The 19,538-nt window shown below is 42.2% G+C and carries 20 protein-coding genes; 12 read left to right on the forward strand and 8 right to left on the reverse strand.

What is annotated here, in order from left to right; translation table 11 throughout:
• The first annotated feature begins 228 nt into the window (after positions 1-228).
• A complete protein-coding gene (gene pyrG / locus J2W55_RS21355) occupies positions 229-1,839 on the forward strand; it encodes a CTP synthase (protein WP_310100860.1) in 1,611 nt (536 codons plus the stop codon).
• A gap of 23 nt (positions 1,840-1,862) precedes the next feature.
• Positions 1,863-3,692 carry a membrane protein insertase YidC gene (yidC, locus tag J2W55_RS21360; protein WP_310100863.1) on the forward strand — a complete coding sequence of 610 codons (1,830 nt, stop codon included), beginning with the start codon at positions 1,863-1,865 and terminating at the stop codon, positions 3,690-3,692.
• A gap of 473 nt (positions 3,693-4,165) precedes the next feature.
• On the opposite strand, the gene J2W55_RS21365 is transcribed toward yidC, so the two are convergent.
• A complete protein-coding gene (locus tag J2W55_RS21365; RefSeq protein WP_310100866.1) occupies positions 4,166-4,360 on the reverse strand; it encodes a hypothetical protein in 195 nt (64 codons plus the stop codon).
• 242 nt (positions 4,361-4,602) lie between these two features.
• Between J2W55_RS21365 and J2W55_RS21370 the strand changes: the two genes are divergently transcribed.
• Positions 4,603-5,970: an exonuclease domain-containing protein gene (locus J2W55_RS21370; RefSeq protein WP_310100870.1), complete on the forward strand. Its 1,368-nt coding sequence runs from the start codon at positions 4,603-4,605 to the stop codon at positions 5,968-5,970.
• 150 nt (positions 5,971-6,120) lie between these two features.
• Positions 6,121-6,660: a pyridoxamine 5'-phosphate oxidase family protein gene (locus J2W55_RS21375; RefSeq protein WP_310100872.1), complete on the forward strand. Its 540-nt coding sequence runs from the start codon at positions 6,121-6,123 to the stop codon at positions 6,658-6,660.
• An 84-nt stretch (positions 6,661-6,744) separates the two neighbouring features.
• Here J2W55_RS21375 and mutS read toward each other — a convergent pair whose 3' ends face one another.
• Positions 6,745-9,354 carry a DNA mismatch repair protein MutS gene (gene mutS, locus J2W55_RS21380; protein WP_310100874.1) on the reverse strand — a complete coding sequence of 870 codons (2,610 nt, stop codon included), beginning with the start codon at positions 9,352-9,354 and terminating at the stop codon, positions 6,745-6,747.
• A gap of 328 nt (positions 9,355-9,682) precedes the next feature.
• Between mutS and J2W55_RS21385 the strand changes: the two genes are divergently transcribed.
• The 3 genes from J2W55_RS21385 (at position 9,683) to J2W55_RS21395 (ending at position 11,641) form a co-directional block, all read left to right on the forward strand.
• Complete coding sequence (locus J2W55_RS21385; RefSeq protein ID WP_310100877.1) at positions 9,683-10,072, forward strand: hypothetical protein; 390 nt, start codon at positions 9,683-9,685, stop codon at positions 10,070-10,072.
• A 220-nt stretch (positions 10,073-10,292) separates the two neighbouring features.
• Entirely contained in the window at positions 10,293-11,063 is a 771-nt protein-coding gene (locus J2W55_RS21390; RefSeq protein ID WP_310100880.1) for an oxygenase MpaB family protein, read from the forward strand.
• 182 nt (positions 11,064-11,245) lie between these two features.
• The gene (locus tag J2W55_RS21395; RefSeq protein WP_310100883.1) at positions 11,246-11,641 is read left to right on the forward strand and encodes a hypothetical protein; all 396 of its coding nucleotides are present in this window, start codon (positions 11,246-11,248) and stop codon (positions 11,639-11,641) included.
• 152 nt (positions 11,642-11,793) lie between these two features.
• Here J2W55_RS21395 and J2W55_RS21400 read toward each other — a convergent pair whose 3' ends face one another.
• Positions 11,794-12,360 carry a DUF6252 family protein gene (locus tag J2W55_RS21400; RefSeq protein WP_310100886.1) on the reverse strand — a complete coding sequence of 189 codons (567 nt, stop codon included), beginning with the start codon at positions 12,358-12,360 and terminating at the stop codon, positions 11,794-11,796.
• Positions 12,361-12,527: 167 nt separating this feature from the next.
• Between J2W55_RS21400 and ppnP the strand changes: the two genes are divergently transcribed.
• Together ppnP and J2W55_RS21410 are read left to right on the forward strand one after the other, a co-directional pair.
• Positions 12,528-12,809, forward strand: coding sequence for a pyrimidine/purine nucleoside phosphorylase (gene ppnP / locus J2W55_RS21405; RefSeq protein WP_310100889.1), 282 nt, complete (start codon positions 12,528-12,530; stop codon positions 12,807-12,809).
• A 143-nt stretch (positions 12,810-12,952) separates the two neighbouring features.
• Positions 12,953-13,282, forward strand: a complete 330-nt coding sequence (locus J2W55_RS21410) for a YbjQ family protein (RefSeq protein ID WP_310100890.1) — start codon at positions 12,953-12,955, stop codon at positions 13,280-13,282.
• Positions 13,283-13,361: 79 nt separating this feature from the next.
• Here the strand turns inward: J2W55_RS21410 and J2W55_RS21415 are convergent, their stop codons facing one another.
• The 5 genes from J2W55_RS21415 to J2W55_RS21435 all read right to left on the reverse strand — a co-directional run bounded on the left by J2W55_RS21415 (position 13,362) and on the right by J2W55_RS21435 (position 16,377).
• Complete coding sequence (locus J2W55_RS21415) at positions 13,362-13,955, reverse strand: hypothetical protein (protein WP_310100893.1); 594 nt, start codon at positions 13,953-13,955, stop codon at positions 13,362-13,364.
• Positions 13,956-14,233: 278 nt separating this feature from the next.
• Positions 14,234-14,431, reverse strand: a complete 198-nt coding sequence (locus J2W55_RS21420) for a hypothetical protein (protein ID WP_166088302.1) — start codon at positions 14,429-14,431, stop codon at positions 14,234-14,236.
• A 38-nt stretch (positions 14,432-14,469) separates the two neighbouring features.
• Positions 14,470-14,970 carry a hypothetical protein gene (locus tag J2W55_RS21425; protein ID WP_310100898.1) on the reverse strand — a complete coding sequence of 167 codons (501 nt, stop codon included), beginning with the start codon at positions 14,968-14,970 and terminating at the stop codon, positions 14,470-14,472.
• A gap of 81 nt (positions 14,971-15,051) precedes the next feature.
• Positions 15,052-15,894 (reverse strand): glycosyltransferase family 92 protein, encoded by an 843-nt coding sequence (locus tag J2W55_RS21430; RefSeq protein ID WP_310100901.1) that lies wholly within the window; start codon positions 15,892-15,894, stop codon positions 15,052-15,054.
• 318 nt (positions 15,895-16,212) lie between these two features.
• Positions 16,213-16,377: a hypothetical protein gene (locus J2W55_RS21435; protein ID WP_310100904.1), complete on the reverse strand. Its 165-nt coding sequence runs from the start codon at positions 16,375-16,377 to the stop codon at positions 16,213-16,215.
• A gap of 367 nt (positions 16,378-16,744) precedes the next feature.
• Here J2W55_RS21435 and J2W55_RS21440 point away from each other — a divergent pair, with 367 nt between their 5' ends.
• Genes J2W55_RS21440 through J2W55_RS21450 form a run of 3 tightly spaced genes read left to right on the forward strand, consistent with a single transcriptional unit; the run spans position 16,745 to position 19,444 of the window.
• On the forward strand, positions 16,745-17,680 hold the full coding sequence (locus J2W55_RS21440) for a hydroxypyruvate isomerase family protein (RefSeq protein ID WP_310100907.1): 936 nt from the start codon (positions 16,745-16,747) through the stop codon (positions 17,678-17,680).
• Positions 17,681-17,708: 28 nt separating this feature from the next.
• On the forward strand, positions 17,709-18,884 hold the full coding sequence (locus tag J2W55_RS21445) for a M28 family metallopeptidase (protein WP_310100910.1): 1,176 nt from the start codon (positions 17,709-17,711) through the stop codon (positions 18,882-18,884).
• The gene (locus tag J2W55_RS21450) at positions 18,884-19,444 is read left to right on the forward strand and encodes a GNAT family N-acetyltransferase (protein ID WP_310100913.1); all 561 of its coding nucleotides are present in this window, start codon (positions 18,884-18,886) and stop codon (positions 19,442-19,444) included. The genes J2W55_RS21445 and J2W55_RS21450 overlap by 1 nt, the downstream gene beginning before the upstream one ends.
• The last annotated feature ends 94 nt before the right edge of the window (positions 19,445-19,538 follow it).

A 19,538-nucleotide genomic window follows, 5' to 3' on the forward strand; every position in this document is an offset into this window, starting at 1 on the left:
CCTTAACGCAAAACGATCTATATACGGCCGGCCACAACAAAAGGTGCTGATTTCTCGGTACCGCATTTCTTTAATAATAAATCCTTTACATTGCCTTTGCCGTTACACCGAAATGCACAACCGTTTTTTCTCAATTTCATCAGTCAAACTTCAAAATTTTTCTTACTTTTGTATCCCGTACACAAACATTTGGTTTCGGCATAAATCCGGGCCATTTTTAAAAAAATCATGACTAAATATATTTTTGTTACGGGCGGCGTTACCTCGTCGTTAGGAAAAGGTATTATCTCAGCTTCTTTAGCCAAACTTCTTCAGTCGCGCGGTTATCGCGTCACCATCCAAAAATTTGATCCCTATATCAATATCGATCCGGGAACGCTAAACCCTTATGAACACGGAGAGTGCTATGTTACTGAAGATGGTGCCGAAACAGATCTTGACCTTGGTCATTACGAGCGTTTTTTAAATACCCCTACCTCAAAAGCAAACAACATTACTACAGGCCGCATTTACCAAAATGTGATCAATAAGGAGCGCGAAGGCGCGTTTTTAGGTAAAACCGTACAGGTGGTACCCCATATTACCGACGAAATAAAAAGAAATATCCGCATACTTGGTGAAAGCGGTGAATATGATATTGTAATAACCGAACTGGGCGGTACCGTGGGTGATATTGAATCATTACCATATATTGAGGCCGTAAGACAGTTCAGGTGGGAAGTTGGCTCAAGCAATTCGCTGGTGATCCATCTTACCCTAATCCCTTTTTTGGCCGCTGCTGGCGAATTAAAGACCAAACCGACACAACACTCGGTAAAAATGCTGCTTGAATATGGTATACAGCCTGATATACTGGTTTGCCGTACAGAGCACCACCTGAACAATGATCTCCGCAAAAAAATAGCCCTGTTTTGTAATGTGAACATCAATGCGGTTGTTGAGTCGATAGATGCCTCAACCATTTATGATGTGCCTTTACTCATGCTAAAAGAACAGCTGGATAAAACCGTACTTACCAAGCTTAAATTACCGCACAAACTTGAGCCCGACCTGGAAACCTGGAAAGATTTCCTTGGCCGCCTAAAAAACCCTACCGCCGATGTTCGCATTGCACTTGTAGGTAAATATGTTGAACTGCCCGATGCTTATAAATCAATATCTGAAGCGTTTATACATGCCGGCGCCAAAATGGAGTGCAAGGTAAGGGTGGAATATATCCCGTCGGAACAGTTAACCCCTGAAAACGCTATTGAAAAATTAAAGGGTATACACGGTGTACTGGTTGCGCCTGGTTTTGGCGAACGTGGTTTTGAAGGTAAAATACAGGCTATCCGTTATGTGCGCGAAAACAATATCCCGTTTTTTGGTATCTGCCTGGGTATGCAATGTGCCGTTGTTGAATTTGGGCGCAATGTTTTAGGCCTTGCCGATGCCAACAGCACCGAAATGAACCCCGAAACCCCATACCCTGTAATTGGAATGATGGAGGACCAAAAAACCGTTACCAATAAAGGCGGCACCATGCGTTTGGGCGCTTATGCCTGCGACCTTAAAAAAGGAAGCAAAGCGGCTGCCATATATGGCAAAAATCACATTACGGAAAGGCACAGGCACCGTTATGAATTTAATAACGACTACCTTAAACAATATGAAAATGCCGGCCTGACACCATCAGGTATCAACCCTGAAAATAATCTGGTAGAGATTGTAGAGCTGAAAAACCATCCATTTTTTGTGGGAGCACAATTTCATCCCGAATTAAAATCAACAGTTGCTAATCCACACCCACTTTTTATTAACTTTGTCGCCGCTTCGCTGGCCTATGCCCGCAAGAAATAAGAAATTGTTCGATACGATAGATAATGGATAGAAATACATTTACAGGATTATTCCTGATTATGGCTATTATAGCTGGCTCAATTTACTTTTTAAAGCCATCTGATGCCGAACTTAAAAAAGAGCGCCTGGTACAGCAACAGGACTCTTTAAAAAAGGCAGGTCTGGCCAAAGCCAATACAACTGCGTCAGCAAAGCCAGATACCGGCCAAGCGGCAAATAAAGTTGTTGATTCTGCTTTGTTAAAAAGCCCTTTTGGCGCCGCCTCTATAGGTACCGAAAAGCTGATTACGCTTGAGAATAGTGAGCTGTTGATAAAACTAAGCACACACGGCGGTAAAGTTGCGTCTGTTGAGTTAAAGAACTTCAAAACCTTTGATAAAAAACCGCTTATTCTTTTTAGTGGCCCGCAAACTCATTTTGGTTTAAAATTCGCAGCAGGTAACACCAATATAAATACCGACGACTATTATTTTACTTCAAGCGCTACAGAACTTAAAGTTGCTGAAAAAGACTCGGCTTCTGTTACCTTACGCTTAAGCTATAGCCCTACCCAGTATATTGATTATATATACAGTTTAAAAGGCACAGGTTATAAATTAGGTTTAACGGTGAAGCCAAGCGGACTTGACGGTGTTATCAATAACAGCGGCAATGTTAATATTAACTGGGCCGCCAGCCTGCACAAACAGGAAAAAGACATTAAACAGGAGCGCCAGTACTCTACAGTGTATTATCTTGATACAGATGGTCATGACGATTATTTAAGTGTTTCAAAAGATGATCAGAAAGAAATTGGTGATAAAAAAATGCAATGGGTTGCCTTTAAGCAGCACTTCTTTTCAAACATATTGGTTGCTAAAAACGGCATAAGCAAATCAAACCTGGCGGTAAGTACTGATGTTACTGATACCGCCGATGTTAAACAAATGAAAGCCGATTTGACCATTGCGCGTACTGCAGACGGCAGTGTGCCATTGGAATTTTACTTTGGCCCTAACCGTTATTCAACCCTTAAAGCACAGGGTAATGACCTGCAAAAACTGGTAGATTTGGGTTGGGGGCCGTTAAAATACATTAACCGTTTTGCTGTATTACCGGTGTTTAACTTTTTGAAACAGTTTAACTGGAACTACGGACTTATCATTTTAGCATTAACCATTGTGCTTAAGCTGGTTTTGTCGCCGCTTACTTACAAGTCATATCTTTCTATGGCCAAAATGCGCGTGCTTAAGCCCGAAATGGATGAGATAAAAGCAAAAGTTGGTGAAGATAACCCTACCCTTTTACAGCAGGAGTATTTAAAGCTGTATAAAAAGGCCGGTGTAAACCCATTAGGCGGATGTTTACCATTGCTGATACAGATGCCGATAGTGATTGCGTTCTTCCGTTTTTTCCCGAGCTTGTTTGAGTTGCGCGGCGAAAGCTTTTTATGGATGCACGATCTTTCAACCTATGATGCGGTAATTACATTTCCTACCATTCCGCTTATTGGCGATCATATTAGTTTGATGTGTTTGCTGATGACAATATCAACGCTGATCTATACTTATTTCAACAACCAGATATCGGGCGCCACTGGGCAGATGAAGTACATTGGCTACATCACCCCTATCATATTCCTGGCTACACTGAACAGCTATCCGTCTGGACTGAACTATTACTATTTCCTGGCCAACATGCTTACCTTTTTACAGCAATACCTGATCAAATTCATGGTTGATGATAAAAAGATACATGCCCAGATCCAGGAGAACAAAAAGAAACCCGATGATGCTAAAAAGAAAAAATCAGGTTTTCAGGCCCGTATGGAAGAAATGATGCGCCAGCAACAGGTACAACCAAAGAAAAAATAGTTTTCTGTTGGACTTTGAGTCAAAGGACCAAGGACTTCAGGATAAAAGATTTTAGGATAAAGACAAAGCCCCGGAAAGAAAATCTTTCCGGGGCTTTGTCTTTACTATTCCGGTCAATTGCGAGGTTGGAAGCAATCTCTACACAGGCTGGTTAAGCATTCAAATTCGCCCTGTAAAGCATAGAGATTGCTTCGTACCTCGCAACTACGCGTTTTTATTTGCTTGCCTCTTGTTTAATCTTAAATACATCTCACACGCAACTCACCACTAACCATTCACTACTCACTACTACACAGGCAGGTTAAGCATACAAATTCGCCCTGTAAAGCATAGAGATTGCTTCGTACCTCGCAATGACGCGTGGAGAATGATGCCGTTAGTAAAGCTGTTACCCGCCTTTCTTCCTGTCGTCAGCAGAACAGCTTCGGGTGAAAACAGGCAGAACATGGTGTGTCGGTGCGGCTGGAAGGGCATTAGCAATTTGCCTGAAGCGCAGGGTAATGAGTGAACGCAGTAGCGGCAAAATTTAGCAGCCCGTGGTTCTGCCAGGTTTGCAGGGCAAAGGCTATGTGCGGCAAAGAAGCATTTCTGCTGAAAGCCTTTTTGGTTACTTTTGTGGCGACAAAAGTAACAGCCTTAGCGGCAATTGGGCGCTCTGCGATAGGCATATTGGCCTTGTATAGCTTAGAGATTGCTTCGTCCCTCGCAATGAAGCGTTTTTTATTTGCTTGCCGCTTGTTTAATCTTGCATCCCACTCCCTCACATCCAACTCACCACTCACCACTCACTACTCACTACTCACTACTCACCACTCACTACTCACCACTCACTACTCACCACCACACCATCACTCATCAAAAAATCCAAAAAACACTAAGATATTTAGCAAACTTATATTACATTTGAAACATGTATGCCATTGTTGATATTGAAACTACCGGGGGGCACGCCAGCGCTAATGGCATAACCGAAATTGCCATATGCATACATGACGGCAAAAAGGTAGTTAAGCGTTTTGAAACCCTTGTAAACCCGAATAAAGAGATCCCAGTTTATATCAGTGCATTAACCGGCATCACCAACGAAATGGTGCAAAACGCACCGCCTTTTGAAGATGTTGCGGCTGATGTTTACCACCTTATTCACGGAAAAATATTTGTAGCGCACAACGTAAACTTCGATTATTCATTTGTCCGCTACCATTTGGCAGCAGCCGGCTATGACCTTCAATGTAATAAATTATGTACCGTGAGGCTTGGCCGCAAAATATTACCAGGCCTCCCGTCTTACAGTCTTGGCCGCCTGTGCAGGCATTTAGGTATTGACAATGAAAGCCGCCACCGTGCAGCAGGCGATGCCGAAGCAACAGCCACTTTATTTACCCTGCTGATCAACAGCGACACTGAGGGCCATATTAAGCTTGCCCTTAAACAAGGCTCCAAAGAACAGGTATTACCACCCAATTTGCCTAAAAAAGACATTGACCAGCTGCCCTACGTTGCTGGTGTATATTATTTTCATGATCAAAAAGGGAAAGTAATATATGTGGGCAAAGCAAAAAACATAAAAAAACGGGTGAGTAGCCATTTTACGGGTAACAATCCGGGCCTGCAGCGGCAGGAGTTTCTGCGTAATATTTGTCAGATCACTTACCAGGTTTGCGGTACCGAGTTGATTGCCTTTGTGTTGGAAGCCATTGAGATCAAACGCCTTTGGCCAAAATATAACCGCTCTTTAAAACGCTTTGAGAACGCTTATTGCCTGTATGCGTTTGAAGACCAGCGCGGCTACATACGCCTGGCTGTTGACAAATATCGCAAATACAGTGACCCTATATATACCTGTAACTCCCTGCTGGATGGTTATAACCTGCTTAACAAACTAATAGAAAATTTTAACCTTTGCCCCAAACTTTGTTTCATACAAAAGAATAATGATCCCTGTACAGGCGCCAGCGGCAGTTTATGCGCCTGTGAAGGCGTTGAAACGGTTGATGACTACAACAGAAAGGTAAATACAGCTATTGACGAACTTAAACAGGCGCTGCCCACTTATGCCATTCGTGATGAAGGCCGTACCAGTGACGAACATAGCTGTATATTGGTGGAAAAAGGTCAGTTTTACGGAATGGGTTATATATCCCACTACTTTGATGCCGACAATATTCAACAGCTAAAAAACTACCTTACCCCATATCCCGGTAATGACTATATCAAAAACATAGTGACTACTTACGCCATGCGCAATCCCGATAGAATGGTAGTGTTTGGCCCCTGAGAGGTTAGGAACCTGACAGTTAGTTGAGCCCATTGATTGGATTGATTTTACATTTTTGATAATTAATTATCTTAAAAGTTAATTAAATCCACACAATATAAGTTTTAACGGGTTATATATTCAACACGTACCTATTAAAACATTTGTAAAATGGATAGCATTAACCAACAGCAACCCGAGGATAATTTTAAAGATCTGGGTGGCCCCGAGGCCATTGCCAAGATCAAAGAACTGGTAGATAGCGCCAAAAGCTGCTTTTTCCTGAGCAATATCAAAACCGGCATCCCGGCCTCGGTACGCCCCATGGCCGTACAAAAGATAGATGATGAAGGCAACCTGTGGTTCCTAAGCGCTAAGGATAGCCACAAGAACCAAGATCTGTCAACCGACCCTATGGTTCACCTGCTGTTCCAGGGATCGGCACATTCTGATTTTCTAAACATTTATGGTATAGCAACCGTGAGCGATGACAAAGAAAAGATCGATGAACTTTGGGAACCCATACTAAAAGTTTGGTTTACCGAAGGAAAGGACGATCCGCGTATATCTGTCATTAAGGTTGAACCAACTGAAGGCTACTACTGGGATAATAAGCATGGCAATGCTGTAGCGTTTATAAAACAACTGGCAGGCGCCGCCATTGGTAAAACCCTTGATGACTCCATTGAAGGCAAACTTACAGTTGAATAACTGTATAACTAATTATTAAAAAGTGCCGGTAAAATCTGCGACAAACAGACTTCACCGGCACTTTCTATACATCAATAAAGTGTATCAACTCTTTATAACCCGCTGTATCTCATCCAATTTCATAAGGGCTTCAACAGGGGTTAGCGTATTTACATCAAGATTGTTCAGGGTATCACGGATTTTCACCAGTACAGGGTCATCTATTGAGAACATTTGCATCTGTACCGCTTGCTTTTGCACCTTACGGATACTTTCTTTAATGTGCTCACCGCCGGTACGTTCATTTTCGAGTTTCTTTAATATCTCATTGGCGCGGATCAATACTTTGGGAGGCATGCCCGCCAGTTTGGCTACGTGGATACCAAAGCTGTGCTCGCTGCCGCCAGGTACTAGCTTACGTAAAAATATGATCTGATGGCCAACCTCTTTTACCGAAACATTAAAGTTTTTGATCCGGTTGAAGCTGTTGCTTAACTCATTCAATTCATGATAATGCGTTGCAAAAAGTGTTTTGGCTTTAGCCGAAGGGTGGTTATGCAGGTATTCGGCAATTGACCAGGCGATAGAAATACCATCGTATGTGGAAGTACCCCTGCCGATCTCATCCAACAGGATCAGGCTTCGGTCCGATAGGTTATTCAGTATGCTGGCAGTCTCGTTCATCTCCACCATAAAGGTTGATTCGCCCGACGATAAGTTGTCTGATGCACCTACCCTGGTAAATATTTTATCAACCAATCCAATAGAAGCTGACTTGGCAGGTACAAAGCAACCCATTTGCGCCATAAGCACAATAAGGCCTGTTTGCCTTAACAGCGCTGATTTACCTGCCATATTGGGCCCGGTAATAATAATGATCTGCTGCGTTTCTGAGTCAAGGTAAACATCATTGGTAATGTATGATTCGCCTATGGGCAGGTTCTTTTCAATTACGGGGTGGCGACCGCCTTTAATATCAAGTACCCGGCTGTCACTAATCTCCGGCTTTACGTAATAGTTTTTGATTGATATGGTGGCAAAATTAAGCAGCACATCAAGTCGGGCTATTAGTTGGGCATTAAGCTGTATGGGCTTAATATATTCTGCAAGGGCGTATACCAGATCATTATACAGGCGGGTTTCCAGTGCAAGTATCTTTTCTTCGGCGCCTAATATCTGTTCTTCGTATTCTTTTAGCTCAGGGGTTATATATCGTTCTGCATTTACGAGTGTTTGCTTGCGGATCCATTCAGTCGGCACCTTATCACGGTGACTGTGCGTAACCTCCAGGTAATAACCAAATACGTTGTTGAATGATACCTTAAGCGATGGAATACCGGTCAGCTCAGCTTCGCGCTTTTGTATCTCCAGCAAATAACCTTTACCTCCAAATGCTATTTTACGCAGGCGGTCAAGTTCCTCATTAATCCCTTCGTTCATCACCGAACCTTTTACAATCATTACCGGCGGCTCGGGATGTAATTCCCTTTCTATCTTTTCGCAGATAAGCGCACACGGATTAAGCTGTTCGCCAATGGCCCGGAGCGGTTGGCTATCAGATGTTTCGGCTATCTTTTTGATAGACCCTATAGCCATCAATGCCTTTTTAAGCTGGCACACCTCGCGCGGATTGGCCTTTTGCAAACCAATTTTAGAGATAAGCCTTTCCAGGTCGCCTATCTGGCGAATATACTGCTGCAAATTTTCACGCAGTTCTTCCAGCGCTATAAAGTACTCCACCACGCCCAGGCGGTCGTTAATGGGTTTTATTTCTTTTAAGGGCATTACTATCCACCGGCGCAGCAGGCGGGCACCCATGGGCGAGCAGGTGTGGTCAAGCACATCAACCAGCGTCATGGCATTTTCATTTGTCGATCCTACCAGCTCAAGGTTGCGGATGCTAAACCTGTCTATCCAAAGATATCTGTCTTCCTCAATACGGCTGATAGAGGATATATGCTGCAAGTTGCGGTGTTCGGTCTCGTTCAGGTAATGTATGGCCACACCCGCGGCAACAATACCCAGGTTAAGCTTATCAATGCCAAACCCTTTTAATGATTTTACACCAAAATGCTTGAGCAGCGTTTCGTTGGCGTAATCGCCGCTGTAGGGCCACTCGTCAAGGGCATAGGTGTAAAAGCGATCGCCGTAGGTATCCTTAAAGTCGCGGGTACGGCTCTTAGGGTAGATCACCTCACTGGGCGAGAAGCTTTGCAACAGTTTATCAATATAGTCGCTGTTACCCTGCGCGGTAATAAACTCTCCTGTCGAGATATCAATAAGGGCTATACCGATGCTGTTCTTTTCAAAATGCAGCGATGCCAGGTAATTATTGCTTTTTTGATGAAGTATGTTGTCATTGGTTGCTACGCCGGGGGTAACCAGTTCGGTAACGCCGCGTTTAACAATGGTTTTGGTGGTCTTGGGGTCTTCCAGCTGATCGCAGATGGCCACACGCTGCCCCGCCCGTACCAGTTTGGGCAAATAAGTTTCGAGCGAGTGGTGGGGAAAGCCAGCCAGTTCAATATGTGTAGCAGCACCGTTGGCACGCCGGGTAAGCACAATACCCAATATGCCCGACGCTTTAATGGCGTCCTCGCCAAAGGTTTCATAAAAATCGCCCACACGAAACAACAGCAATGCACCAGGGTGCTTAGCCTTTATGGCATTATATTGCTGCATTAAGGGGGTTTCTTTGGTAGTATCTTTAGCCAAGCGGTTATCCTTTTATTTAACGGGCAAAGTTAATGCATTGCCCGCGTTTTTACCGGATTGTGGAAAAGTTGAGGTTTGTGGAATACCAGTGGTGGGGAGCGTGTCTTGGGGCGACCTTAATACCAGCACTCACGGTGTTCACGCTTTTGACACATGAATACCACGAACACCTGTGAACACTTCCAAATTATAAATACCTTATCAGGTTTGGCATCAACAAATTACACATAACCTACTTAAAATCAAATATTTATTATTATAAAACTATTGCTTTATCCAATTTATCACCGTACATTGTATCAGTATTGTTACATTTATCTGATACAATATGAAAACGCTGCTCCTTGCATTAATGCTGATGGTTATTGCTCCGGGATTAAAAGGGCAACAGACCATCTCCCGGGATTCTGCTATGATAGAAATGGCCAATTCTGATGTCAAATCATTCCAGTTGGAACGTAGTACCTGGAAACGATTCAAGCAGCATCATTTTCCCAGTAGTTCCGATTATTTTAAACCCACCCAATTAAACTCAAGTGACACTTCGTTACTAAATGATTCAACTTATGTTAAAGCTTTTAGGGCAGCCGCCTACAAAAAAACATTGCACCGCCGCACCGCCGGGCATAAAACTTTACTTATAGGGGGAATATCGCTGGCAGTTATTGCAGTTGTTAGCCTTATTATTTTGGCGTCGGATCCGCCCTTTAGTAATTGACAGCGAAAAGCACGTTGCATTTGAATGCCTTTGTTTGTCATATTATCTAAAAGTATTATATGTCCATATACAACGCTTTTTTGCTTAATGTCCCCCCCTTTTGATATACAAAACACACATTATTTGGGAATTTTAATAATAATCACTTACTTTGTAATACAAAGTACTTTTACATAAAACAAAGCTTTGATATAACATGTTTAATTATCAATAGATGGCTATGGAATATTTTGTTGACGAAGATTCAATTGTGCGGAAGATATGGGGAAAGGCTGATACCATTCTGTTTATTTTTGCCGGCGCTGCCGCCGAGTTCGCCTTGAATAAAGCTGTGGACTGGCTTTATTTTACCGGTCGCCTGCCTGCCGATCCCTTAGGAAGATTGTTCTCAACTGTAAGTTATTCGCGGCAAATTATTTTTTCGGAACAGAGCGCGGCGCTCCTGGCCATTGATAAAATTACGGCCATTCATAAAGGGGTTGAGGCGGGCCGCGGCGAGCCGATACCTGATTGGGCCTATCGCGATGTGCTTTTTATGCTCATTGATCTGTCTATTCGCTCGTTTGAGCTGCTGGAACGCCCGCTTACTAACATGGAAAAAGCCCAAACCTTCGCCGTATTTAAACGGGTAGGCGTACGTATGGGGCTTACCGATTTACCAGCTTCCTATACATCGTACCTTCACATGCGTAATGATCATCTGCAGCATAACCTTATCAAAAGCAAACTCACTACTGATCTGTATCGTCAATATAAAAAGCACCTTGGCCCGCTCCGGTATGAGGTGTTAAAACAGGCGCAGTTACTAATGATACCGCCTCTGGTAAATAAACATCTGCAATTGAATAATGTGCCCTGGCTGCTGCCTGTGCTGTGGATATACAAGTTTTTCAGGTTAATAAAACTGGAGTTTATTTTACGTGACGCCTTACTGCCGGCAACCTACAAATCGCAAATAAAAAGTCTTGATCATTTGTACGCAGGGTCATAACTAAGGCGTATAAGATTTAACCGTAACGGTTAGTTTTCAAATTCCCGGCTGTTAACGGTCGGGATGATAATTGGATAATTGGTCAATTACCTATCTGCTTGTATTTCCAATTAGCAAAAACCATTCACATTTGGCAATGTTATCATATTAGTTAACTTTTAAGACACTTAAAGAAAATTATTATGAAAAACTCAAGGATAACAGCTGCAGCTATAGCACTAACATTTGCGGCTTCGGTTGTTTTTGCTGGTAATCATAAAGCTGGTGACCGGCAAAAAACTAATGGATTAAACATCAAATCAACGGTTTTACCTGCAGATACTGACACTGTTTCTGGTAAAAAGAAAAAGAAGAAAGCACCTAAAACCACTTACCCAACTCCAACTCCGGTGCCAACTTCGCCTACAGATCCAAATCCGAGCCCTACGCCTACTCCTACGAATCCAAGCCCTACTCCAATGCCAACTCCAAGTCCTACACCTTCGCCAACACCGAGCCCTAATCCAAGTCCTACTCCTACGCCAACGCCAACCAATCCGACTCCTACCAGTCCGACACCTACAAGGCCTGGTCAGTAAAGCAGTTTTAATATTAAAAGGCCCCGTTTGTAAATACAAACGGGGCCTTTTTTATTAACAAGTACTATTTATGCCTGCATTGCCGGCCTGCGCACAGCCTTATTTAAGTATATATTTAATTCAACTAATGTATGCCGGTAATTTGCCTTTTGCTAACTACCTACAAAAGTATAAGGCAGATTGGTAAATGTGCCTAGCAAAACGTTTACGGTTGTAATTGATTCAATATTACCATTACTATCACGCACTATCTGCCGGCTTGAAAACGAGTAAGTACCGGTTATTAGTTTTTTAGCTGTATCAATGGCCGTTATAATTACCGAACCGGAACCCGGTTCAACAGTACCCACCTGTACATATTCATAAGCACCGCTGGAGTTTTGCTGCAGTGTATAATAACTTAGCGCCACGTTAGTGGTAGCATTAACTTTATAAGTTCCTAAAGCAAAATCATTGGTATTGGTGCTGTTTGGCAATGTTACTTTGATACCTACCCTTTGCTCGGTGGCGGTACCAACAACGGTAAAAGTCTTAGTTTTTGCAGTATTGTCATAAGTAATCGCGGCATTTACTGTGTCCGGATTCCAGGAAGTACCATTTATATTGGCAGATAGTATTTTGTCGGAGATTGTAGAAGCAGTAGTAGTTGCGTCCTTTTTACAGCTTTGTATACATATGGCTGATAAAAGTAACAGCATAATTAGTTGAGTTTTCTTCATATATAAATTTTATGCAAATAACGCTCTTTGCGAAGTAATAATTACAACCAAAGTTACTTTTTTCACATATTTTAACATTATGTTTTTACAAATGATGCTATATGTGCGCGGTAATTATTAAACAAATGATTTTATTTAGCCATATTAGACCTCAAAATTATTTAAGCATGATCAACGTAAACGAATACTTTGAGGGCTCTGTTAAATCCCTCGCTTACACTACCCCACAGGGCCGCAGTACCATTGGTGTAATTGAAAAAGGCGAATATGAATTTGGTACCTCGAGCCATGAAACCATGACCGTTATTGAAGGTAAACTGGTTGTTTTGCTACCCGGTGCAAATGAGTGGCAATCATTTACCGGCGGCCAATCATTTGAGGTTGAGGCCAATACTTCATTTAAGGTAAAAACCGACGAACAAAGCTCATACCTTTGCAAGTACAAATAGTATACTATACAGTTTGCTGAACTTAACTAAACCGTCACTTAAGCTAAGCCCTCATCCCAGCCGGTACAAATAAAAAACAGTATTTTGTAATTATGCGGCTTGTACGGCATCTAATTATCAAACATATACCAAAATAAAAACAGATGGATACTTCACTTATTACAACCAGCACTTCTTTAGAGGGCTATCATGTAGTTAAACACTTAGGCGTGGTACGTGGCATTACCGTTCGCAGCCGCAGCGCGCTTGGCAATATTGCGGGTGGCTTTCAATCGCTTTTTGGCGGCAGGCTTTCTATTTATGTTGAGCTTTGCGAAAATGCCCGCGAGGAGGCTTACCAGCTTTTAATACAGCATGCGCAGGCCATAGGCGCCAATGCCATTATCAACATGCGCTATGATGCCAATGAGGTAATGCAGGGTATAACCGAGGTGCTGGCCTACGGTACAGCCGTGGTAGTTGAAAAAACCTGATCATTATAATAACATAAACGATGCACGGTAAATTAATTACCGTGCATCGTTCGCTGCTTAGTTTACAGGCTAAATGCCCTTAATTTCTAATATTATAAAACTTACGAACCGACTCGTAATCGTTAATATTTACCTGTTTGGCTACCGCAGCAGTGATACCCCCGGGGATGATCACATAACGGTATTGCAGCACTGTTGATAAGGGCACGGAGTTTGAATTATCAGCTGTAAAACGGGTGATAATAAAGTGGCCCAGGCGCGGCCAATAGCTCATGGTATTTTGTTTACCCCCCGCATAGCTGGTATAAGGCAAGGTATATACACCGCCGCCAAAAGTAAAATAAACCATTACGGTGCCGCTATTTATAATACTTGTGGTTAGCTTCGGCGCGGCCAGATCGGCAGCGTGCATTGCAGAGTTATCTGCTGTGGTATCCCTGAAATTTTTGGCAGTTGCCCAGTCCGAATAAATTACATTTGCGGTACCGGTTGCCCCTTTTGCACCGTTGGCACCATCTGTGCCGTCGGCTCCGGCAGCACCTGATGCTCCTGTTGCTCCCTTAGGGCCTTCGGGACCAGCCGGGCCGGCCGGACCAACATCCCCTTTTTTACATGATAATAAACTTAATACCGGTACCGCAAAAAACAGAAGCAAATAATTTAGCTTTTTCATAATTTAATGTCTTATTAAAGTTGATTTTTACAAAGTGCCCCTGGATAAATTACCAGGCGCTAACCTGCGAACCAAAGGTGGGTATCGGTAACAAAAAACGGGAAAGTGCTGTTACGCTATCACAAACGCATAATTACTGAAATTTATCGCGTAAGCTAACGCAACTGGTATAGGGCAACCACGCATAGCTTTTGCGTAGTATTACAGATTTCAAAAAATCCGGACATAAAAAAACACCCGGCTGTAACCGGGTGTTTTTGTTTAATGTTAAAGCGCTATCAGTTAAAGTATGATAGCGGGATGGTTTTCCACATACCATTTGCAAGGTGGCCTATCAATAATTCATACACCAGGTAAACGGGCCAAAACAGGTAATGAATAAGTAATAAGATCAGCGAGTGGTTGTAATACCAACTGATCATGAGGGTATACAGGCCCAATACAAGGTAAAGTATACTGGTTTCTCTTTTCTTCATATGAAACTACCGTGGGGTTATATTTTTAACTAATGTAATTATTTGGCCTCATCGGTGCAATTTTTCATACTGTAAATAACGCTGTAGTCGGCCCTGGTATTGGTTTGCTGTCTGCCGGTTTTAGCGTCGTACTGGTAAGGCTTTTGTGCAAGCGCATTGCCCCGCAACTGAAATTCAACGCTTACGGTATCTTTAGTACCCTCCTGCATAAAGGCCCATACGGCTTTTATGGTGTTGCCGTTCAGTGTTCCGTCAATAGTTCCTTTACGTGCATCTTTTTCTTTGGGCAGCCAGCTCATTTTACCTGTTACTTTATTACCGTTTATCATCAAGTTAACAGCAGTAGTATCCTGGGCCTGGGTGCCGTCGGTATGGTAAAAACAATATTGCATATTTACCGGCGGCGCATCTGTATTGGCCTTTAAAGTATCTTTTTGATCACTTTTGGAGCTTACCGTATCAGAGCCCCGGGAATGATTGCCTGAACATGCTGCCACAACTAAAACGGCCGGCAGCAAAAGGTATGTTTTTAATTTCATAGTAATTTAAATATCGGTATTCCTATGACAATTTAAACAGTAAAAAGTTCAGTTACGCTGTGATGATAATTATGGATTATATTAATTCAGCTTGTCCGGTTTCACCCCGGCTATTTCGGTCATGATCAGTTCAAGTTCTATAGCGCTTTCATCGCTGACCTGGTTGGCTCTTTTATCAAGATCATAAAACTCATCCAGTTTTCTGTCAACGCCCTTATCGGCTCTTCCCCTTGCTATTTTCAGCTTAAATTCCTCTAAAGAGCGTAAAAAGTAATGGTTCAGCTGTATTTTATTTGAAGTGTGTTTTGCAATAGGTCCTCTTATACGTTGAAAATTTTCATTAACACAGTATCGGCCCAGTTTATATTTAAAATGATGGGGGTCGCCAGGAACTCGTTTTACATACCTGGGCTGAACAATACTTTTTATATGGCCATTTACAGGCTCGGTTTTTAGCGACCGTTTTGTGTAGGTTTCAATTTGGGATGTTTTGGGTTTTTCTAAATTTCTGTTGGAGCCAAATACTAACCAGTGTACAGCCAAACCACCATATTTTTCATAATCAGCTAAAAACTGCGGCAAATTACCTGTTAGCGTTTTTGGCACAATAAATTCGTCAACATCAATAAACGCTATCCACTGGCATTCAAAACCGTAATTAGCCAGGCAATGGTCATGAACCGGCATCTGCTGCCCATACCCCGTGATATGCTCAACCTGCACAATACCATCTTTAATGTAGCTGCTTAAGGTAGTGGTAATTGGCACAGCCGAATCGTTATCATAAATATAAAAATGACTAACGCCAATTTTTATATGATAATCAATCCACTCCGGTAAATATTCGTCTTCGTTTTTTGCTATACAGCAAATGGCAACTTTATATAAATAGGAACTATATAAATTGCGTAGAGATTTAATCATGCGGGCTTAAACAGTGAATAAGGATAATTAGGCAAATACTTTATTGTAAAAATTTCAAATCGACAATGTCTTTAGCAAAAATACTTTTTTAAAACATTGTTTAATGTTATTCATTAAAATATTCAAAATAATATCATAAAACCTATATCAATACGCTGAATTACACCAACACGAAGAAGCTGTTTAAAATAGTTTCGAAATTTGCTACGGTGATGAACCTTTTTCTGAAAGTATTTTTAAACAGCTTTTAGGAAGATTAACGTTTTTATGCAGTATAAATAAGTGTTTATTACCTTACATAAAATTGCAAAGGATGGTTTATGCTTTCTTTTCGGGAGGAGTTGATACGATTTCGCCAAATTCATTAACATAAGCCATCATGCTTTCTAAATCTCCGCTGCCTCCATTTTGCTTGCGCTCCAATTTACGTTGTTCTTTATCTTCTTTCTTTTTCTGACGATTTTTTTCGAGTTGTTTTTTCATGAAGGTTGCTTGCGATTTAGCCATGCTTATTTAGAATTTTGTTAAACAATATGCTTTCCCTGGTTATAAACCTTAAAGCCCAATCAACTGAACCAATGTTCTGTTTTTGAATATATATGAAAAGGATCGTCAATTAATTTCCGGGCAGCAACGGTATCAGCGGGGATAAAAATGAACCCTGATCAATATGAATTGATTGGCAGGCGCCAAGCGGGAATAGCAGTAAATTTTCCGTTATTATGCAAGTATACGATTTTTTTACGGAAATAACGAACCCTACTGCTGAAATGTGCAGGGCAACCCGGCCTTGAACAGATTTCAAACACTCAACTTTTTATTTATCTTGCTATCTCAAATCCAATTGCCTATGAAACGCAGAAACTTTATGCAAAGCTCCATGCTTGCCGGTGCATCACTACTTACAACCAGTGTTTTAAATGCGGCTACCCTCAGCAGCTGTAACACCGCCGTAACCGATACAGATACCGACAAACCATTCCGCTTAAATTACGGTGTACATGACGGAATGTTTAAAAACCATGCCGGTGACAATTTTATTGACCAGATAAAATTCGCATATGACAGGGGCTTCCGGGCTATTGAGGATAATGGCATGTCTTCGCGCCCGGCAGACCAGCAAAAGAAAATTGGCGATACGCTGGCCAGCCTGGGTATGGGTATGGGTGTTTTTGTGCAGCCCGGCCTGGGCAATGATACCAATTTACTGGCAGCCGGTACGGCTGATCACCTGGATAAATTCATAGCCAGCTGTAAGGAAGCAGTTGAAGTATCCAAACGTGTTAACAATAAACTATTTACGGTGGTTCCCGGCGATTTTGTGCGTAATTTGCCCATTGGCATTCAAACAGCCAATGTAATTGAGGCCATAAAAAAGGGTACGGCCATTATTGAACCCCACGGCCTGGTTATGGTGCTTGAACCCCTGAGTGACAACCCGAACCTGTTTTTACGCACGCCCGACCAGGCTTATGCTATTTGCAAAGCAGTGGGCAGCCCTTCCTGTAAAATTTTGTACGATATGTACCATGTGCAGCGCAACCAGGGCAATATTATTCCTACGCTTGATATGGTTTATGACGAAATTGGCTACTACCAGATTGGCGATAATCCGGGCCGTAACGAACCCGGTACCGGCGAGGTTAATTATAAAAATATATTCAAACACATTTATAATAAAGGATATAAAGGTATTTTGGGTATGGAGCATGGTAACGCGGGTAAAGGTAAAGAAGGCGAGCTGGCGCTGATCAAAGCTTACAGGGAGGCTGATAGTTTTATATGATCATCAAAAAAAGCCTTCACCCCGGCAAATGAAATTTAAACTTACCCTCTTATTGCTCTTAACTGCAAACTGTTTGCTGGCGCAGGACGGCCTGTTTGCCCGTAAAATGGTTGACACTTTAACTTCTCCTTACTTTTGGGGCCGCGGGTATACTAAAGATGGCGCTCATAAGGCCGCGCTTTTTTTAACCGGTCAATTTAAGGCATACGGCATAAAGCCTATGGACGGTAAAAGTTATCAGCAGGAATTTGCTTATCCGGTTAATACATTTCCGGGCAAAATGAAAGTGGCGATCAACGGTGCTGAGCTTATTCCCGGCAAAGAATATATCGTTAGCCCGGATAGCAAGGGTATAACCGCTACAGGCAAACTGGAAAAGGTAGACAGCACGCATTTTGTTGACCGCAAAAACCGCATTGTATTATCGCTTGAAGATAAGCTCACCTGGTCTGTTGAGGGTAAGGCACTTGATTATACCCTGATACAAATAGATAAAAAGGCAATAAAGCAAGTGCCGGCAACCATTAGCGCCGATATAGAAAACGAATTGGTGCCTGCTTTTAAAACTGCCAACATTTGCGGCGTAGTAAAGGGCAATATCAACCCCGATTCTGTTATTGTTATTTCCGCACATTATGATCATTTGGGTGGAATGGGCAGCGATACCTACTTCCCGGGAGCTAATGATAATGCCAGCGGGATTGCGCAGCTCTTAAGCCTGGCAAAATATTATGCCGCCCATCCGCAACCTTTTACAATGGCTTTCATTTGTTTCTCGGGCGAAGAGGCCGGATTATTAGGTTCCAAATATTTTACTGAAAATCCGCTTATCCCCCTAAAAAACATTCGCTTCCTGCTCAACCTGGATCTTGACGGTACCGGTATTGAAGGCATTACAGTGGTAAATGCCACTATTCATCCGCAGGAGTTTGCGGCCTTAAAGCAAATCAACAAGGAAAACAATTACCTGGTAAATGTAAACCCCAGGGGAAAGGCTGCCAACAGCGATCATTATTTTTTTACAGAAAAGGGCGTGCCCGCCTTTTTTATTTATACACTCGGCGGGATAAAAGCCTATCATGATGTATTTGACCTGAGCGCTACGCTACCCCTTACCGCATATAATAACCTGTTTAAACTGATAGTAAAGTTTAACAGCAGCCTAATGAAAAAAAGAAATACATCAATATCATCTGCCAATTAATGCTTCAGTTAAATTTTACGCCCTTTCCGGTTTTAACTACACCACGTTTAGTACTGAGGCAATTCACTTTTGCCGATGCACCCGATCTTTTTGAGTTGCGGAGCAATAGCGAAATAATGCAATATATAAGCCGTCCGCTGGCAAAAACCCTTGACGACGCCGTTGATCTGATAAAAGTTATTAACGATTTATTGGATGCCGGCAACGGAATCACCTGGTGCATCACCACCCAGGCCGACAAGCACTTTATTGGCACTATCGGCTTTTGGCGGATAGAAAAGGAGCATTACCGGGCCGAAATAGGATACCTGCTAAACCCGGCATATCAGGGTCAGGGCCTTATGCAGGAGGCTGTAGAAAGCGCTATACGCTATGGTTTCGGGGTTATGGGCCTTCATTCAATTCAAGCCAATGTAAACCCGCGTAATGCGGCCTCCATAAAACTGCTCAAAAGAAACAATTTTGTACAGGAGGCGTATTTTAAAGAGAACTACTTTCATAACGGTTTTTTTGAAGATACCATAGTTTATACGTTATTAACAAAAAACCAAATGTGTTAACAAAATATTTACCTAAGGTATTTTGAATTAAAAAATTTTAATGCATGTTTACAGCATAATACCAATTATAGCTAAAGCCGAAAACAATTCGGAT

It is taken from the genome of Mucilaginibacter pocheonensis (genome assembly GCF_031456535.1).
GTDB lineage: Bacteria > Bacteroidota > Bacteroidia > Sphingobacteriales > Sphingobacteriaceae > Mucilaginibacter > Mucilaginibacter pocheonensis.

Bases quoted from the DNA above. Each gene is read 5' to 3' on its own strand.
- pyrG (WP_310100860.1), top strand. From the start codon at position 229: ATGACTAAATATATTTTTGTTACGGGCGGCGTTACCTCGTCGTTAGGA.
- yidC (WP_310100863.1), top strand. From the start codon at position 1,863: ATGGATAGAAATACATTTACAGGATTATTCCTGATTATGGCTATTATA.
- J2W55_RS21365 (WP_310100866.1), bottom strand. From the start codon at position 4,360: ATGCCTATCGCAGAGCGCCCAATTGCCGCTAAGGCTGTTACTTTTGTC.
- J2W55_RS21370 (WP_310100870.1), top strand. From the start codon at position 4,603: ATGTATGCCATTGTTGATATTGAAACTACCGGGGGGCACGCCAGCGCT.
- J2W55_RS21375 (WP_310100872.1), top strand. From the start codon at position 6,121: ATGGATAGCATTAACCAACAGCAACCCGAGGATAATTTTAAAGATCTG.
- J2W55_RS21385 (WP_310100877.1), top strand. From the start codon at position 9,683: ATGAAAACGCTGCTCCTTGCATTAATGCTGATGGTTATTGCTCCGGGA.
- J2W55_RS21390 (WP_310100880.1), top strand. From the start codon at position 10,293: ATGGAATATTTTGTTGACGAAGATTCAATTGTGCGGAAGATATGGGGA.
- J2W55_RS21395 (WP_310100883.1), top strand. From the start codon at position 11,246: ATGAAAAACTCAAGGATAACAGCTGCAGCTATAGCACTAACATTTGCG.
- J2W55_RS21400 (WP_310100886.1), bottom strand. From the start codon at position 12,360: ATGAAGAAAACTCAACTAATTATGCTGTTACTTTTATCAGCCATATGT.
- ppnP (WP_310100889.1), top strand. From the start codon at position 12,528: ATGATCAACGTAAACGAATACTTTGAGGGCTCTGTTAAATCCCTCGCT.
- J2W55_RS21410 (WP_310100890.1), top strand. From the start codon at position 12,953: ATGGATACTTCACTTATTACAACCAGCACTTCTTTAGAGGGCTATCAT.
- J2W55_RS21415 (WP_310100893.1), bottom strand. From the start codon at position 13,955: ATGAAAAAGCTAAATTATTTGCTTCTGTTTTTTGCGGTACCGGTATTA.
- J2W55_RS21420 (WP_166088302.1), bottom strand. From the start codon at position 14,431: ATGAAGAAAAGAGAAACCAGTATACTTTACCTTGTATTGGGCCTGTAT.
- J2W55_RS21425 (WP_310100898.1), bottom strand. From the start codon at position 14,970: ATGAAATTAAAAACATACCTTTTGCTGCCGGCCGTTTTAGTTGTGGCA.
- J2W55_RS21430 (WP_310100901.1), bottom strand. From the start codon at position 15,894: ATGATTAAATCTCTACGCAATTTATATAGTTCCTATTTATATAAAGTT.
- J2W55_RS21435 (WP_310100904.1), bottom strand. From the start codon at position 16,377: ATGAAAAAACAACTCGAAAAAAATCGTCAGAAAAAGAAAGAAGATAAA.
- J2W55_RS21440 (WP_310100907.1), top strand. From the start codon at position 16,745: ATGAAACGCAGAAACTTTATGCAAAGCTCCATGCTTGCCGGTGCATCA.
- J2W55_RS21445 (WP_310100910.1), top strand. From the start codon at position 17,709: ATGAAATTTAAACTTACCCTCTTATTGCTCTTAACTGCAAACTGTTTG.
- J2W55_RS21450 (WP_310100913.1), top strand. From the start codon at position 18,884: ATGCTTCAGTTAAATTTTACGCCCTTTCCGGTTTTAACTACACCACGT.